The organism is Corynebacterium sp. FDAARGOS 1242, from assembly GCF_016889985.1.
GTDB lineage: Bacteria > Actinomycetota > Actinomycetes > Mycobacteriales > Mycobacteriaceae > Corynebacterium > Corynebacterium minutissimum_B.
Map to the genome: position 1 here is coordinate 2263852 of NZ_CP069568.1, position 16091 is coordinate 2279942.

Here is a 16091-nt window from a genome sequence, read left to right on the forward strand (position 1 = left end):
GTGCAGTTGTGAAGACATTTATCAATTTTGCGCTCAACGTCATTGCCGTCGCGGTGGCCTTCTGGGCCGTGGTGGCGATTGTTCCTGGTATCGACATCGTCCCCGCTAGCACCCAGAATTTCCTGCTCATCGCGGCGGTTTTCATCATCGTCAACGAGGTCGTCACCCCGGTGCTCCGCTTCCTCGGCGCCCCGCTGACCTGCCTGACACTGGGCCTGTTCGCGCTCGTCATTAACGGCGCGGTCCTGCTCCTCGTCAGCGCGCTGATGGACTCACTCGTCATCGACGGCTGGGGCGCTGCCATCATCGGCGCGATTGTTCTCGCGATTGTCTCCGGCGTGGTGAACTTCTTCACCAGCCCGCTGCGCAGCCGAAACTAACCACCAGCGAAGGGTGGGAGGACATCGACTCGGGAGGCGTCGGAAAGCACTGCGTCCTCTGTAGCGCTCGCACCATCCACCAGGAAGGTGCAGCGCTCCAGCACCTCCGCAAAACTCATGCCGGCCTCGGTGCTGCCGGTGTGGCGCTGACGCAGTACTTCCAGCAACTCCCCCAGCGTCGCCGCCTGCGCTGTGTCCTGCGCGCGCCCTGCGGCGGCGCGGGCTGCGGCAAAGTAATGTATATCAACCATAGTTGCCACTATGCCAGCCTCCGTGACAGGAAGGAATCTGATGCGCACCTATGAGGAACACCTCGCCGCCGTTCGCGCGGCCCTTCCGCAGCCTCGCGCGATCTCCACACCCCTGAACAGTGCCTTCGGCCGCCGCGCCGCCGCGACGTACCGTGCGGAGCAGGACCTTCCGCCTTTCGATAATTCGCAGATGGATGGCTATGCGCTGCCCACCACAGACGGTGGAACCTTCACCGTAGGCCGCACCATTGCGGCGGGGGACGTTCCGGGTGAGCTGACAGACGGCGTAGCCGTGCCGATTATGACCGGCGCGAAAATCCCTGAGGGCACCGCCACCATCGTCCCCGTCGAGCACTGCGAGCCCCCACACTTCCCGGAGGAAGGCGCCACGGTCACTGTGCCGGCAGCCCCCGAGCAGTTCATCCGCCGTGCGGGCTCCGATGTCAAGGCAGGCGCAACCCTCATCAATGAGCACACGCTTCTCGACGCCCCCTCCATCGCCACCCTCGCCTCCCAGGGCCTGACCGAAGTCCTCACCTTCGCGCCCGCCCGCATCCTCATCTGTACCGGCGGTGCTGAAATCAGTGGCGACGGCGAGGCCACCATCCCCGATTCCAATGCGCCAATGCTCGCAGCTTTGGCCAGGCAGTATGGCATCGACGTGGCTGGCTTCGTGCGCACGAACGACGATCCTTCTGCCCTGCGCGCGGACCTCGCCGAAGCAATCATTACCCACCGCCCCGATGTCATCGTTACTTCCGGCGGCATCTCCCACGGAAAATTCGAGGTCATCCGCCAAATCTTTGAAGAGGATGGCTGGTTCGGCCACGTAGCGCAGCAGCCCGGCGGCCCACAGGGCCTGTCCCGCCTTGGCGGCGTCCCCGTAGTCTGCTTCCCCGGCAATCCCATCTCCACGCTGGTGAGCTTCCGCCTCTATTTGGCACCCGTCCTTGGCCATGCCTCGGAGCCGGTTCGCGCGCACCTTGTTGAATCCGTGGATGGACTCAACAACCGCGAGCAGTTCCGCCGTGGCACCTTGAGTATCGCCGATGGCACAGCAACTGCCTCCTTCCTCGGCGGCACCAGCTCCCACCTGATGTCCCAGGCCATCGGTGCTACTGCCCTCATCCGCATCCCGGCGAACACACGGCTTTCAGCCGGCGACCTCGTGGAGGTGTTCCCGCTCTCATGACCCGCCGCGCACTCGTCATCGTTGCCTCGACCCGCGCCGCCGCCGGCGAGTACGAGGACCGTTCCGGACCCATCTTGGTGAACTTCCTGCGTGAACAGGGCTTCGATACCCCGCAGCCTGTCGTCGTCGCGGACGCCGACATCGACGCCGCCCTCTCCCGCGCTTTTGCCGATGCCTCTTCGGTTATCCTCACCTCCGGCGGCACTGGCATCACACCGGATGACCGCACCGTCGAAGCGCTCACCCCACACCTTGAGCGCGAGCTGCCTGGCCTGGCCCATGCCTTCTACGCGCACTCCGTCGGCATCCCCACCGCGGCGCTCTCGCGTACCGTTGCTGGCGTATCGCACAAAACCTTCGCCATGGCCCTGCCCGGCTCCACGGGCGCTGCCAAAGACGGCTGCGCGGTCCTCGAACCGGTGCTTAACCACATCATCAACCAGCTGGAAGGCATCAATGAGCACTAACTTCGGCTTACTCGGCGCGCACATCAGCGCTGAGCCCATCTCCGCCCCGGACATCGCTACCGCAGAAACGGGTGCTGTCGTTTTATTCGACGGCATCGTGCGTAACCACGACTCCGGCCGGGGTGTGAAACTCCTGACCTACACCGCGCATCCCACTGCCCAAGAAGAAATCGAGCGCGTCGCCGGCGAAGTCGCCGCCGCCTTCCCGGCCGTCCGCCTATGGTGCGCGCACCGCACTGGAGCACTAGAAATCGGCGAGTCCGCCTTCATCGTCGCCGCCACCTCCGCACACCGCAAGGACGCCTTCGAAGCAGCGTCGACCTGCGCGGACCGCGTCAAGGCGGAAGTCCCCATCTGGAAAGAGCAGCTGCATACCGATGACACCACCACGTGGGTGGGCCTGGAATGAGTTCACGCTACGCACGACAGGAAGCCCTCTGGGGCACCTCCACACAGGAACGGCTTCGCGCTTCCACAGTCGCCGTCATCGGCGCCGGCGGCCTCGGCTCGCCTGCCCTGCTCTACCTGGCAGGCGCGGGCGTGGGGCGCATCCTGCTTTTCGACGACGACCTCGTCTCCCTCTCCAACCTGCACCGCCAAGTCATCCACAGCACAGCGACCGTAGGCCAGCCCAAAACCGAATCCGCCGCCGCGGCCTTGAAGGCCCTCAACCCCGAGTGCACCGTCGAGCAGTTCTCGCGCCTCACACCTGACACCGCCCTGGCGCAACTGCGCGGCGCTGACCTCATCATCGACGGCACCGATAACTTCTACTCCCGCCACCTAGCCTCCTGGGCCGCCCATGAGCTGGGCATTCCGCACGTGTGGGCGTCACTCCTGGGTTATGACGCGCAGCTCACTGTCTTCCACTCCGGCCACGGCCCGGTCTACGAGGACCTCTTCCCCACCGATCCGCAGGTGCCTTCTTGCTCGCAGGCAGGCGTATTGGGTCCGGTCGTTGGTGTGGCCGGCTCCGCCCTAGCGGTGGAGGTCCTCAAGCTCCTCACCGGCATCGGCACCCCGCTCATCGGCACGCTGGGCTACTACGATTCCCTCGTCGGGACCTGGGAATACATCCCCGTGCGCGCCAACGGCGCCATCCCGGCGCGCCCCGACAATCCCACGGATATCCGCGAGATTCCAGAGGATGCCACGCTCATCGACGTCCGCACCGCCTCCGAGCGCGCTACCTCCCTTATCCCCGGCTCGCAGCACCTCCCGCTCGATGACATCCTCGTCGGCCACAACCCGCCCCTAAACTCTGAGGACCTCGCCGTCCTCTACTGCGCCAGCGGCCTGCGCTCCGCCCAGGCCGTCGAGGCCCTGCGCGCCCGCGGCTTCAGCAACGTCTACTCGCTGCGCGGCGGCATCGATGCCTGGCAGGAGCACATCTCCGAGCTCGAGTCCGAGGCCGAGGCCGCACGCCGTGGCGATCTGGAGACCATCTCTCTCGATGACCTAGAGGCCGAGCACAACGACATATAGACCAAACCATAGCCCGAACCCTTGCTCCCTTTCCTCTACCCACATGGCATCTGATAGAAGGCATCTATCAGAAGGCGTTTTCAGAGCTAAAAACGCCTTTTACCCCGCGCAGATGACGTTTTTAAACCCAAAGATGCCTTTTGACAGATGCCATCTGCAAAGTGCCCGAAAGGCACAGCCCCCTACAACGCCTCACTCGGTGGCTGAGTAAGAGAAACTAAGAGCGGTTATGGCGTGATCAACACCTTGGGGAAGGTGTTTGGCTTTAGACGATCGCAACTATCGTATCTGCGATACAGCCAGAGTGAGTTCAATAAGCAAGGAGGAAATATGCGTAAGGTTCTCTCTTTCACTGTCCCAACAACCGTGCTTTCTATAGCACTTATTTTTTCCCCGCCCGCTCTAGCCGATTCTTCTCCTATGGACGAAGGAACCACCAACAATAGTTTTACCTTTACATTCGGTGACGAGGATATAAGTTCCCGCACAGCTTATGGTGCATTCGGGGCAGGAACTTGCACAGGTACGTTTGCAGGTCCGCGAGTCGAAGCCGGTAACAAGCTTACTTATGGTTTGCATGTCAAATGCGTGGAAGTGGTTTTCTGCCATTAAGCGCTAAGATTCGTCTTCAAGAAGAGCATGCCGGATTTTTCTACCAAAATGTTGATGAAATGGAGAAGAATTTCACTGAGGGCGGCTATGGATTTGTTCGAGGGGAAGTAGATTGCGGATCCTCTAAATCAGGTCATGACTACCGTATAGACGGAAAAATTCAAGCAGGGGAACATACAGGGTATGACGTTTCTAAGGAAGTACATCTCCCCTGCGATGTTTAGGAGTCCTGTAAAAGCCAGGCAGTCAGTTCTTTTACTGCTTGGCTTTTTCCTCCTGGATAATTAGCGTTCAATTCTGCGGACACAGATTCAAATATTTTGTTGGAGAGTTTCTCAGCCCTATCGGAGCTGATGTTTCCGCGTAGATCATCTAGCGGTACAGAGAGCATGCCATCATTACTCGGACGCATCCAATACGAGTGCATATCATCAGCGTAGATTTTTGGGAATGTTCCTGACGCCTGGGACTCAAGAACAACATTGCCAAAAAATAATGAGGACAGTCGTTTTTCTTCCATGAAGCCCATGCTATAGGAATGGACCTCGAACCATGCACGGGATCGACTCCTACAACGCCCCCAACCAGACACCCCCTTTGTAGACTCGCGGCCATGAGAAGCCGCCAGTATTACGTCGCCACCGCTGTGGTGTGTGCTCTCACGCTGGTGTACATGCTGCTGCGCTGGGATTCGGTGCCTGATCCCATCCCTGTCCACTTCGATGGCTCAGGCAACCCGGACCGCTTCGAACCCAAGTCTTTCTTCAACGCAACGGCCCTGGTGTGGATCGGCGTTGTATTCGCCATCGCGCTGCCGTTGTGCGTGCCGCCGATCTCGCTGGCGCGAAAGACAGCGCAGGTTCCGGCGGAGCCAGCGCTTCCTTTCTCCGAGGCCACCGCACAGCGCGCGGAGCTTCTCACCGAAAAAGCCGCCACGTTCATCGCCCAGACAGTCTTCACCATGACGACCTGCGTGTGCCTCACCGCGGTCTGCACGGTGGTACCGGACATCCCGTTCTCGGGCCTTCTTCTCATCACCGCATGGGTGGGCTTCTTCCTGTTCGTCATGATCGGGGTCATCCGCTTCACGCTATCGGTTCAAAGGTCCGTGAAAGCCATACCCACCGATCATGATGAACAGACTCGTAACAAAGCACTCCGCTTTGCCGGTGGCATGGGCATCTATAACGAACCCACAGACCCCATGTGCATGGCAGTCTTTTCAACGAATCCTTCGAAGCTGCAGATCAACACCGCGCACGAACCTGGTCGGCGCTACCTATGGCGCATGGGCATCGCTCTCGCCGCATCCATGGCATTCTGCGTGCTCATCGCCGTACTCTAGGCATATGGAGCACCTGTTTGAGCGCGCACACTCGATTCTCTCTGATGCCACCCACGTTGAGGTGTTCACCGGCGCGGGTATAAGTGCGGATAGCGGCATCGCCACGTACCGCGATGCGCAGACGGGCATCTGGGAGAACGTGGATCCGGTAGCGATGGCGTCGATAAGCGCATGGCGCAACGATCCTGAGCCGATGTTCGCCTGGTACCTGTGGCGCGCCCAGCTGGCGCAGCGGGCCGAGCCCAACGCCGGGCACCGCGCAATTGCCGCCGCACGCGACATGACGGTGACCACGCAAAACATCGATAACCTGCACGAGCGCGCCGGTAGCCAGGACGTGGTCCACCTGCACGGCTCCTTGTTCGCCTTCCGCTGCACTGACTGCGATGCGCCATATGGCGAGGACATTGCGCTGCCGAAGGAACCGGTCGAAAGCATCACTCCGCCCGAGTGCCCCGTGTGCGGTGGGCTCGTGCGCCCGGGCGTGGTGTGGTTCGGCGAGGCCCTGCCCGACGGCGAATGGGCCGAGGCCGAGCACCGCATGTCTACCGCGGACGCGCTGCTCATCGTGGGTACCTCCGGCGTGGTCTACCCCGCCGCCGGCCTGCCGCAGATTGCCCACGCGCGCGGCATCCCCATCGTGGAAGTCACCCCGCAGCCCACGGACCTTTCACCGCTTGCCAGCGTGGTGGTCACCGCCACCGCAGCGGAGGCGCTGCCTCGTATCCTAGCGGGGCGAATCGATGGCAAAGACGAGTAACAACCCGATATCCGTAGCCCTTGCCCACCGAAATGTACAAGATGTACATTTTCAGTATGAAAACGATGTCAGTGGCATCCAGCCAATTCCGCCTATCCCAAAGCCAATTTCTTGACGAGGCACAGCACACGCCCGTCGCCATCACTAGTCGTGGAAGCCGGATTCGCGCTTTTGTGGTCTCTCCTTCATTTTTCGCCCGCGCAGTTGAAGCACTGGAAGATCGTGAGGACGTTCAGGCCGCAGAGATTGCCCGAGGAGAAGCCATAGAGATTTCACACGAAGACCTTAAAAAGGAACTCGGTCTCACCTAATCGCCTTCTATGGCTAACTCCACTTATCGCATCACCTATAAGGCATCCGCAGCCAAGGAATTACGCAAGCTCGATAGACCGACACAAAGGCGACTTCTTGCTGCAATCGAAGACTTAGCTGTTACCCCTCGTCCGGATGGAGTAAAGAAACTAAAACCGGCCAGTCACCCCGCCCCTTCGGAGGAGATGAATCCATGCTCTACCTTGTCCCAGGAGCCTTAGCGGGAATCACCTTTTATGTCATTCTCGCAGCAGTGAGCTGGGCTATCGAGAAAGCTTGGCCGCAATGCCACCTTGGAGCGCATAGCCGGTTGGTCATCCACTGCCTTGTCGCGATTGCATTTTCTATTTTCCTCGTCATGGCTGGCGGCGGAGGAAACTCGGCCACCCACCTGCAAATCAGCGGGTTCCTACTAGCTGGATGCGTTCTGAGCTTCGTTACAGCCGCATGGGACAGGAGCAAAGCCGCTACAAATGACCCCCCAAAAAAATTTGGCGGAGGCGGCGGGATTTGAACCCGCGGTGAGTTTCCCCACGCTGGTTTTCAAGACCAGTGCATTCGGCCGCTCTGCCACGCCTCCTCGTCACGCGTCAGCATGCACCGCGCGCAACACGTTCAGAGTACTAGACTCCGCCGCGGGAAAAGAATTCGGCTCAATACGTCACCGATAATGGCCTCACAACCGCAGGTTCGTCAGTGCTACTCGTCCTGCTGATTACTTTGCGACGCCGCGGGTGCGCCATCCGACTCCTCATGCTGAATGCGCGAGACATGCAGTCGGGCGTGGGCGATGGCGTCGAGAGTGTCGTCAAAAACGTGATTCTCGCGCGCAAGCTGGTCAAATACGCCGAGTTCGCGCAACACCGGAACATGTTCTGGCTTCGTGGCTGCGAGTAAGACAGTGGTATCGCGGCGTTCGAGGTGCCCGATGGTGTCGGCGAGCATTTGGGCACCGGTGGCGTCGATCGTCGTGACGTAGCGCATGCGAAGCACGACAACCTTGACCGACGAGACATCAGCGAGCCCCAGGAGGAAATCGTGCGCTGCGCCAAAGAAAAGTGGGCCTTCCAAGCGGAAGGCGGCGATGTGCTCGTCGAGAAGCTCGCGTTCCTTGTCGCGGGTATCTCCCGTCTCCAGCGGGGCAGCTTCTAACACCGCCGTGCGGGCGGTATCGCGCAGTGCAAAGAAGCCCGCGATAACAAGGCCGATGAGCACGGCGACGACAAGGTCGAACACGACGGTGGCGGCAGCCGTAATAAGCAGGGTGACCCCGTCGCCTTTGGTGGCGCGCATCACCGAGCGGAGGTTCCGAGGATGGATCATCTGGATCGCAGTGGCGATAAGCACGCCGGCGAGCGCGGCGAGAGGGATCTCGCCCACCCACCGGGCCGCGACGAGCACGGCGACGAGCAAAAGCAGCGAATGGAACACCGCTGCCAGGCGCGTACCTGCGCCGGCTCGCACGTTAACGGCAGTTCGGGCGATCGCGGCGGTTGCGGGGATCCCGCCGAACAGGGGCGCAACGACATTGGCCACGCCCTGCCCGAAAAGCTCGCGGTCAGGATCGTGCCGGTCGCCGACAGTCATTGCGTCCGCAACCGTCGCAGACAGCAACGATTCCAACGCACCGAGAGCCGCGACGGCGACCGCCGCCAACAGCAAGGAATCCAGGTGCTCCCACGGGATGTGCGGCAAGCGCGGAGCAGGCAACGTCGACGGGATGTAGCCGATTGTCTTCAGGTTACTGTCTGCCAGCATGTTGATGGCCGTCGCGGCAGCTACCAACACCAACGCCGCAGGAAAGCCACTACGAACGCGCGCCGCAACCACAATGCCGGCTGCCACCGCCAGCGTCATCACGGGCGCCTGCCATGCCGGGGCATCTAACCAAGCTTTGATTGCGCCCCACGCCAACCCGAGGACCTTCTCGCCGTCCACGTCAACACCGAGTGCTGCTGGCAGCTGTTGTAGGGCGATGATCACCGCAATACCGGCTGTGAAACCTTCGACGACAGGCAACGGCATGTATTTCATCGCGCGGCCAGCGCCGGTGAATGCCAGCAAGAGCAGCATGAGCCCCGCCAGCACGCCAACGACGAGCACCCCATCGGCACCATGGTCGGCCACGATGGGGATTAACACGACGGTCATTGCGCCGGTCGGGCCGCTTACCTGGACGTTGCTACCGCCGAAGACTGCGGACAGGATGCCCGCGACGATGGCCGTCGTAATTCCGGCTGCCGCGCCGACACCAGACGCGACGCCGAAGCCGAGCGCCAGCGGGAGTGCGACGAGGGCCACCATGAGGCCGGCAGAGAGGTCGCGCCCGATCGTCGCGCGGGACCAGTCCGAGCGGCGCGGTGCGAAACGCAGGGCACGCGATCGGATGCCCACCTTAGAGACGGTGGAGGGGTAGGTCATGCTACTTTCTTGCTCCTTAGAGGCTCAACGACATCCAAAGGATACACAAGGCGCCATCCTTCGACGGGCCGCATTCGCTTTTCTGCCCGATGCCGCATGTTGACGGATTCCCACCACACCCCAACCCTTCGGCACTAATTTGAGCCAAGTCAGGGTTGAGCAAAGCACCCGACACCACTTACTGAAAACCATTGCCGCACACGTCCTCCTCTGGTTTACTCGGACCCATGCAGACAGTAGATACCCTCATCATCGGCGGTGGCGCGGCCGGCCTGCAGGCAGCCCTAGTCATGGTCCGCGCCCGCCGCAGCGTCCTTGTTGTTGATTCCTCCACTCCCCGCAACCGCTTTGCCCACGAAATCCACGGTGTCATTGCCCTCGAGGGCACACCTCCGCTTGAGTTCCAAGAGCGCGGCAAGGAGCAGCTGCGCAGCTATGGTGCGCAGATCGTGAACGCCACCGTAGATTCCATCACCGATAATGACCGCACGTTGACCGCCACGTTGAGCAACGGGAACACCGTCGCGGCCCGTTCCATTATCGTCGCCAGCGGCATCGATGATCAGCTCCCCAGCATTCCAGGCATCCAGGAAAACTGGGGCCGCACGGTTCTGCACTGCCCGTACTGCCATGGCTACGAGGTTTCAGATAAGAAACTCGGCGTGCTCAGCCAAGGCGAGTTTGCTCCCTTCCAAGCCATGATGGTGCGCCAATGGTCTGCAGATATCACGTTGTTTAGCAATGGGATAGAGCTAGCAGACGACATGCGCGAGGAACTAGCCCGCCGCGCTATCACCGTCCAGGACGGCGAAGTGACCGCCTTCCAAGAACACACGGTCCACATCTCTACAGGTACCGGCAGCACTGAGCACCAGGTTGATGCGCTCTTCCTCATGCCCGTCCCCCGCCCACACGATGAGTTCTTGGCTGAGCTCAACCTAGAGCGACACAGCCCGCCCGCCGCGATGGGCGGCACCGTGATCAAGGTCGGCGAATCTGGTGCCACCAGCCACCCGCGCATCTGGGCGGTAGGAAACGTGGCCAATCCCGCCGGACAGGTCGCCGTAGCCATGGGTGAGGCTAACGCGGCCGCGATTGCAGTCAACGCCTTCCTCGTCGAGGATGATTGGATTTAAGTACGGTGGTGTGACATGAAAGCCATCATTCAGACCAATCCGGAAGACCCGAGCTCGCTGACGCTGGGGGACACCGACAAACCTCAGCTCCACGACGGCGAAGTCCTCATTAAGGTCAAAGCCGCCGGTGTAAATCGCGCCGACCTGCTCCAGGCCCGCGGGCACTACCCACCGCCGCCAGGCGCTTCGGAGATTATCGGCCTCGAAGTTGCCGGCGAGGTCGTCGACGCAGGCACCACCGACGTCGAGGTGGGCTCCAAGGTCGGCGCGCTGCTCGCCGGCGGCGGCTATGCCGAGTACGTGGCCGTGCCCCAAGGCCAGCTACTGCCCATCCCCACCGGCTATTCCTTTGACGAGGCCGCATCCGTCATCGAGGTGGCCTGCACGGTCTGGTCCAACATCGCTATGGAAGCTGGTCTTACTCAAGGCCAGACCATCCTCATCCACGGCGGCGCGGGTGGCATCGGCACCTTCGCTATCCAGGTGGCGAAGCAACTGGGCGCCACCGTCGCCGTCACGGCTGGCTCCGATGAAAAGCTCGAGACCTGCAAAGAGCTCGGCGCGGACATCCTCATCAACTACAACGAGCAGGATTTCGCCGAGGAACTGAAGAACCAGTGTGATGTCATCCTCGATATCATGGGCGCGAAGTACCTCAAGAAAAACCTCATTGCGCTGGCGCAGGGCGGCCACATGGTCACTATCGGCATGCAGGGCGGAACAAAAGCCGAGCTCAACATGGCTATCCTGCTGAGCAAACGTCTGACCCTACAGGGCACCACGCTGCGCTCCCGCTCGTTGGAGGGCAAGGCCGGCATCGTTGCGGACACCGTCAAGAACGTCTGGCCGTGGCTAGAGGACGGCAGCGTCAAACACCACCTGCACGCCACCTACGCGCTTGCCGACGCCTCCGAAGCCCACAAAGCCCTCGACTCCGGCGAGGTCACGGGCAAACTCGTCCTCGAGGTCTAGACTCCCTCGTTGAGGTTCTAGGCCAAGGAGGCCACGACGCGAGTCAGGTGCTCGATGTCCTGGTACGTGCTGAAAGGGCTTAGAGAGACTGTCACGGCGCCGCCGACCTCGTCCACACCCATCTCCGTGAGCAAGGGGGTGTGCGGAGCGATGGTAGTCACCAAACCATTGTCGAAGAGGCGGCGGTGAATCACGTCCGCGGGTACGTCGCGCACGGCGAAGGTAAGCCGCGGGAGGCGGTCATCGGAGGCATCGGCAGCCGCCTCGCCTGTTACGCCCAAGATGTGGACTGCCGGCAGGGTGCCCAGCAGGCTATAAAGATCACCGCAGAGCTCCTCCATGTAGGACGACAGTGCATCGAGCGAGCGCCCCAGGCGCACGCGGCGCGAACCGCGTTCGCCGCCGGCTAGGGCAGCGAGGTGATCCGCCAGCGGCCCCACGCCACCGGCTAGGCCCGGCGAGACCGGGCCCACCACGAGGTCATCAAGGCGGCGGAACATCGCGGTATCACGGAAGACCAGAGCCGCCAACTGCGGCCCGCCCAGTGTGCCTAGATCCACGCCGAGGATATCCGCGCCCACAGTATCGAATTCGATGCGGCGGTAGGGGGTGATCGAGGAGACGTCGACAAGCGCCCAGGCTCGGGAACGCTCATGGACCGCATCAATAATGTCCGCCGTCGGTGTGACCGTGCCCAGCAGCTCATGCGCTGCGGGGAAGGCAACGAACCGCGTGGAACCATCGACCAACTCGGCGTACTGGAACGCCGGCAGCTCACCCGTGCCCAGGTCTGGCTGCGCCCAGCGGATGTCAGCATCGAGGTGCATGAATGCCCTGGACAGCTCCGGAGGATCGAGGCGCGAGAGCACCACTGAGGACTGACGGCGTACAAGCGGACGCAACGCTGCCGCCAGGGACTGGTAGAGCACCGGCAGGGACGGGCCGAGAATGACCCGGTCTGCCGTCGCACCCGTGAGATCAGCCACGGCTCGGCGCGCGGAGGAATACATATCATCCGCCAGCAATTCGCCCGGCGCGCGGCGAGCCGAGTGCGCGCCCACGGTGTCCTCCTGCGGCTTCACCGTGGCGGACGTGCGGAAGGAACGGGCCACGCCCGACGCCACGCGCTCCGCAATCTGCGGCGCGGCATGCGCGTTGAGGTAGGTCCAGCCATCGGACAGCCCAGTGTAAAGACCTCGCACACTGGCGACGTCATACTGCTGCGTCATGCTGCGGCCCTTTCTCATATCGTCCGATCGACTCCCTACTCTATACTCCCCACGTAAATCTTTCCTAACCCGAGATTTTCCCAGCTCGTCGATGTTTTCGCAGGTGGCGGGCGTGTGTGTAGCTGTTTGGCATAAGCGCGCGCTAGGGTGAAGGGCGTGCAAGACAAGAAAAACCTGCGTGACGACGTCGCCCGCATGACCACTCCGACTGCACCCGGCGAAGAGCCAGCTTCGCGGTCTATGACCATGTCGGCGGCCTACGCCGACCTGTTGCAAGGCGCGCGCCAGCGCGAGCTGTGGTTCAAGCTGGGCATCCAAGACATCAAGCAGCGCTACCGCCGCTCGGTACTGGGCCCGTTCTGGATCACCATCGCCACCGGTGTCATGGCCGCGGCCCTAGGCCTGCTGTACTCCATGCTCTTCCAGATACCGGTTGCAGAATTCCTGCCCCACGTGACCGTGGGCCTGATCATGTGGAACTTCATTTCGGGTGCCATCAAGGAAGGCGCCACCGTCTTCATTGAAAACGAGGGTCTGATTAAGCAGCTGCCTGCGCCACTTTCGGTCCACGTCTACCGCCTAGTGTGGCGGCAGACCCTCTTCTTGGGCCACAACCTCATCATTTGGCTGCTGCTCATCATTATCTTCCCGCGCAGCCTGGGCTGGGAGTTCTTCCTGTGTATCCCAGCCTTTGCACTCCTGCTGGTCAACGGCGTGTGGGTCGCCATGTTCTTTGGCATCATCGCCACTCGTTTCCGTGACGTCGCCCCGCTGCTGGAGGCACTGACACAGCTGCTCTTTTACGTCACGCCGATCGTGTGGATGACGAGCACGCTCAAAGAACAGGGCGAAGCCGTGGCGAACCGTGCGCGTATTGCGGAGCTCAACCCGCTGTATCACTACATGGAGATTGTCCGCGGCCCGCTCATCGGTGTGCATGTGCCTGCCTATCACTGGTTTATCGTCATTGGCTGCACCGTCGTCGGCCTGCTCATTGCCGGTTTGGCCATGCGCCAGTGGCGCTTCCGCGTCTCCTACTGGGTCTAGAAAGGATCGTCCATGGTTTCCATTGATACGTATAACGCTTGCGTGGACTTTCCCATCTTTGATGCCAAGTCCCGTTCACTCAAGAAGGCGATGCTCTCCACCGCTGGTGGCTCCATTGGTAAGAATGATCAGAACGTGGTCATGGTGGAGGCACTCAAAGACATCAACCTGCACCTTCGCGAAGGTGACCGCGTCGGCCTCGTCGGCCACAACGGCGCGGGTAAAACCACTCTGCTGCGCCTGCTCTCTGGCATTTACGAGCCCACTCGTGGCGCTGCCGACGTCCGCGGGCGCGTGGCTCCCGTCTTCGACTTGGGCGTGGGCATGGACCCAGAGGTCTCCGGCTACGACAACATCATCATCCGCGGCCTCTTCTTGGGCCAGACCATCAAGCAGATGAAGGCCAAGATGGATGAGATCGCGGAATTTTCTGAGCTGGGTGATTACCTCTCCATGCCGCTGCGCACCTACTCCACCGGTATGCGCGTGCGCCTGGCGCTGGGCGTGGTGACCTCCATCGAGCCGGAGATCCTGCTTCTCGACGAAGGCATTGGCGCCGTCGATGCCGCCTTCATGGCCAAGGCCCGCGTGCGCCTCCAGGACCTGGTGAAGCGCTCCGGCATCCTGGTTTTTGCTTCCCACTCCAATGACTTCCTGGCCCAGCTGTGCGATACCGCCCTATGGATCGACCACGGTCAGATTCGTTCGGTGGGCGAGGTCTCCGACGTCGTGGGCGAGTACGAGGGGCCCGAGGTTGGCGAGTATGTTCGCGATCTGCGCAAGCGTTTCGATAACGAGGAGAACGCCTAAGTTTCCGTGAAAACAGGCAACTATTCACTTGTTTTCACGAAATCCTCGCTGTTCCTACTGCCCTAGCTGCCAATCTTGCCGGCCCTCAGCGAATGGCTGACCAAACTTTCGTCACTTAGGGCACCTCACCCCGAGCATCGCACCCAGCTCCTCGGTCATGCCACTGACAGTCACGTCCGGCCCCGGCTGATAATCCTCTTTGCGCAACACTGCTTTGTTGCCGTTGATCGTGTAGCCCAGCTTGCGCGATACAGCCTGGGAAGCTTCGTTTCCTGGCTCCCACTCGGAGCACAACTGGCTCGCGCCCAAATACTCAAAGCAAAAGACCGCAACGGCGTGGCGGATCTGCGTACCAATGCCGCGTCCCTGAAGGCGGTGGTAGATCCACGACCCGGTTTCAACCTCATGGTTGTCGGGGAAATTCTTCGCCCGCAGATCTACCGAACCAATGACCTCACCATCGAGGTGGACACCGAAGTCCAGTGACCATTCTTCCGGGGACATCTGTGCTCGATGCGCCCACCGAAAGCTCGGGTCCGGCTTCTCTTTCAACCACGGAAACGTGTAATCCGGAAGCGGCTCGCCGAAAATCTCGGCGGCGGTAACGCCGTGAATGGCGGCGATATCGCTATCGCGCATAACCCGCAGCGTCAGCTTGCCTACCTGCACCGTGAGTTTGAACGGAGCCCACATCTCTTCGATATCTTTCACAGCCATGGCAACATCCTACTGAGCACTGTGGGTGGCACAATGGAACGCATGACTGCCACCTTGTCCCAGGCCGGAACGACGGCCGCTGTGATCGTCACCCACCAGCGCGTAGAGCTGCTGCGCGCCTCGCTTGAGCAGGTGGTGAACCAAACGCACCCGGTGCAGTGGGTCATCGTGGTGGATAACGGCGCGGAACAAGCCGTGGAGGATTTACTCCACGAACTGGCCGGCGAGCGTGGCGTTTACGTGCCTTCCGAAACCAACCTCGGCGGCGCGGGCGGCTTCGCGCTGGGCTTCCTCACCGCACTCGCCCTCGGCGCGGACGCGGTGTGGTGCGCGGATGATGACGGCCGTCCTGCCGACCACCACGTGCTGGAGGAGCTCTACCGCGTCGCGGAAGAAAACAGCCTGCACGAGGTCTCCCCCGCCGTGTGCAACATCAACGAGCCCGCCAAACTGGCTTTCCCACTGCGCCAGGGTCTAGTGTGGCGGCGCTACATGAGCGAGCTCGAAGGTGATTTTCTCCCCGGCATCGCCTCCCTCTTCAATGGCGCGCTCATCTCCGCCGAGGCCATGGAGATCATCGGTGTGCCGGACTACCGCCTGTTCATCCGCGGCGATGAGGTGGAGTACCACCGCCGCTTGGTCAACTCGGGCTTAAGCTTCGGCACCGCGCTGACCACGAGCTACCTCCACCCGGATGGCTCCGATGAGTTCAAGCCCATCCTCGGCGGAAAAATGCACACTCAGTACCCGGAAGGCGAGTTCAAGCGCTTCTTCACCTACCGCAACCGCGGCTACCTGCTGTGGCAGCGCGGCATGCGCAAGCTCCTGCCACAGGAGTTCGCGCGCTTTGGCTGGTTCTTCCTTGTCCAGCAGCATGATGTCAAGGGCTTTATGGAGTGGCTGCGCCTGCACAACCGTGGCCGCAAGGAAGACTTCCGCCGCCCCTAAAACCCCG

General features: G+C 61.5%; 19 protein-coding genes and 1 tRNA gene. 14 read left to right on the top strand and 6 right to left on the bottom strand.

The genetic code is table 11. The features are described 5' to 3' along the window. Positions 1–8 precede the first annotated feature (8 nt). Positions 9–380, top strand: a complete 372-nt coding sequence (locus tag I6J72_RS10800) for a phage holin family protein (protein ID WP_039673133.1) — start codon at positions 9–11, stop codon at positions 378–380. Here I6J72_RS10800 and I6J72_RS10805 read toward each other — a convergent pair. Next, positions 377–631, bottom strand: a complete 255-nt coding sequence (locus I6J72_RS10805) for a MoaD/ThiS family protein (protein ID WP_204099176.1) — start codon at positions 629–631, stop codon at positions 377–379. The two genes, I6J72_RS10800 and I6J72_RS10805, sit on opposite strands and share 4 nt — an antisense overlap. Positions 632–671: 40 nt before the next feature. Here I6J72_RS10805 and I6J72_RS10810 point away from each other — a divergent pair, with 40 nt between their 5' ends. The 5 genes from I6J72_RS10810 (at position 672) to I6J72_RS10830 (ending at position 4611) form a co-directional block, all read left to right on the top strand. Further along, the gene (locus tag I6J72_RS10810; RefSeq protein WP_204099177.1) at positions 672–1823 is read left to right on the top strand and encodes a molybdopterin molybdotransferase MoeA; all 1152 of its coding nucleotides are present in this window, start codon (positions 672–674) and stop codon (positions 1821–1823) included. Next, the gene (locus I6J72_RS10815) at positions 1820–2290 is read left to right on the top strand and encodes a molybdenum cofactor biosynthesis protein B (protein WP_204099178.1); all 471 of its coding nucleotides are present in this window, start codon (positions 1820–1822) and stop codon (positions 2288–2290) included. Before I6J72_RS10810 ends, I6J72_RS10815 begins: the two co-directional genes overlap by 4 nt. Continuing rightward, positions 2280–2699 (top strand): molybdenum cofactor biosynthesis protein MoaE, encoded by a 420-nt coding sequence (locus I6J72_RS10820; protein WP_204099179.1) that lies wholly within the window; start codon positions 2280–2282, stop codon positions 2697–2699. Before I6J72_RS10815 ends, I6J72_RS10820 begins: the two co-directional genes overlap by 11 nt. Then, the gene (locus I6J72_RS10825) at positions 2696–3775 is read left to right on the top strand and encodes a ThiF family adenylyltransferase (RefSeq protein ID WP_239107337.1); all 1080 of its coding nucleotides are present in this window, start codon (positions 2696–2698) and stop codon (positions 3773–3775) included. The genes I6J72_RS10820 and I6J72_RS10825 overlap by 4 nt, the downstream gene beginning before the upstream one ends. A gap of 584 nt (positions 3776–4359) precedes the next feature. Beyond that, entirely contained in the window at positions 4360–4611 is a 252-nt protein-coding gene (locus tag I6J72_RS10830; RefSeq protein WP_204099180.1) for a hypothetical protein, read from the top strand. On the opposite strand, the gene I6J72_RS10835 is transcribed toward I6J72_RS10830, so the two are convergent. After that, the gene (locus I6J72_RS10835; RefSeq protein ID WP_082013882.1) at positions 4608–4907 is read right to left on the bottom strand and encodes a hypothetical protein; all 300 of its coding nucleotides are present in this window, start codon (positions 4905–4907) and stop codon (positions 4608–4610) included. The two genes, I6J72_RS10830 and I6J72_RS10835, sit on opposite strands and share 4 nt — an antisense overlap. 93 nt (positions 4908–5000) lie before the next feature. Here I6J72_RS10835 and I6J72_RS10840 point away from each other — a divergent pair, with 93 nt between their 5' ends. The 3 genes from I6J72_RS10840 to I6J72_RS10850 are packed head-to-tail and all read left to right on the top strand — an operon-like array spanning position 5001 to position 6803. Beyond that, complete coding sequence (locus I6J72_RS10840) at positions 5001–5732, top strand: DUF1648 domain-containing protein (protein WP_204099181.1); 732 nt, start codon at positions 5001–5003, stop codon at positions 5730–5732. 4 nt (positions 5733–5736) lie between these two features. Then, a complete protein-coding gene (locus I6J72_RS10845) occupies positions 5737–6492 on the top strand; it encodes an NAD-dependent deacylase (RefSeq protein WP_204099182.1) in 756 nt (251 codons plus the stop codon). Between the two features lie 56 nt (positions 6493–6548). Next, entirely contained in the window at positions 6549–6803 is a 255-nt protein-coding gene (locus I6J72_RS10850) for a prevent-host-death family protein (protein WP_370552140.1), read from the top strand. Positions 6804–7296: 493 nt separating this feature from the next. On the opposite strand, the gene I6J72_RS10855 is transcribed toward I6J72_RS10850, so the two are convergent. Together I6J72_RS10855 and I6J72_RS10860 are read right to left on the bottom strand one after the other, a co-directional pair. Next, positions 7297–7384: transfer RNA gene (locus I6J72_RS10855), tRNA-Ser, on the bottom strand. 119 nt (positions 7385–7503) lie between these two features. Next, on the bottom strand, positions 7504–9225 hold the full coding sequence (locus I6J72_RS10860) for a SulP family inorganic anion transporter (protein WP_204099183.1): 1722 nt from the start codon (positions 9223–9225) through the stop codon (positions 7504–7506). Positions 9226–9452: 227 nt separating this feature from the next. On the opposite strand from I6J72_RS10860, the gene I6J72_RS10865 reads away from it, so the two are divergent. After that, positions 9453–10361: an NAD(P)/FAD-dependent oxidoreductase gene (locus I6J72_RS10865; protein WP_204099184.1), complete on the top strand. Its 909-nt coding sequence runs from the start codon at positions 9453–9455 to the stop codon at positions 10359–10361. 15 nt (positions 10362–10376) lie between these two features. Then, positions 10377–11333, top strand: coding sequence for an NAD(P)H-quinone oxidoreductase (locus tag I6J72_RS10870; RefSeq protein ID WP_204099185.1), 957 nt, complete (start codon positions 10377–10379; stop codon positions 11331–11333). A gap of 17 nt (positions 11334–11350) precedes the next feature. Here I6J72_RS10870 and I6J72_RS10875 read toward each other — a convergent pair whose 3' ends face one another. After that, positions 11351–12562 carry an aminotransferase class V-fold PLP-dependent enzyme gene (locus tag I6J72_RS10875; RefSeq protein ID WP_204099186.1) on the bottom strand — a complete coding sequence of 404 codons (1212 nt, stop codon included), beginning with the start codon at positions 12560–12562 and terminating at the stop codon, positions 11351–11353. A 195-nt stretch (positions 12563–12757) separates the two neighbouring features. On the opposite strand from I6J72_RS10875, the gene I6J72_RS10880 reads away from it, so the two are divergent. Continuing rightward, positions 12758–13609 (top strand): ABC transporter permease, encoded by an 852-nt coding sequence (locus tag I6J72_RS10880; protein ID WP_204100510.1) that lies wholly within the window; start codon positions 12758–12760, stop codon positions 13607–13609. 12 nt (positions 13610–13621) lie between these two features. Next, entirely contained in the window at positions 13622–14419 is a 798-nt protein-coding gene (locus tag I6J72_RS10885; protein WP_115020963.1) for an ABC transporter ATP-binding protein, read from the top strand. Between the two features lie 111 nt (positions 14420–14530). On the opposite strand, the gene I6J72_RS10890 is transcribed toward I6J72_RS10885, so the two are convergent. Then, on the bottom strand, positions 14531–15136 hold the full coding sequence (locus I6J72_RS10890) for a GNAT family N-acetyltransferase (protein ID WP_204099187.1): 606 nt from the start codon (positions 15134–15136) through the stop codon (positions 14531–14533). A gap of 33 nt (positions 15137–15169) precedes the next feature. Here I6J72_RS10890 and I6J72_RS10895 point away from each other — a divergent pair, with 33 nt between their 5' ends. Further along, a complete protein-coding gene (locus I6J72_RS10895) occupies positions 15170–16084 on the top strand; it encodes a glycosyltransferase (RefSeq protein WP_174519870.1) in 915 nt (304 codons plus the stop codon). Positions 16085–16091: the final 7 nt, after the last annotated feature.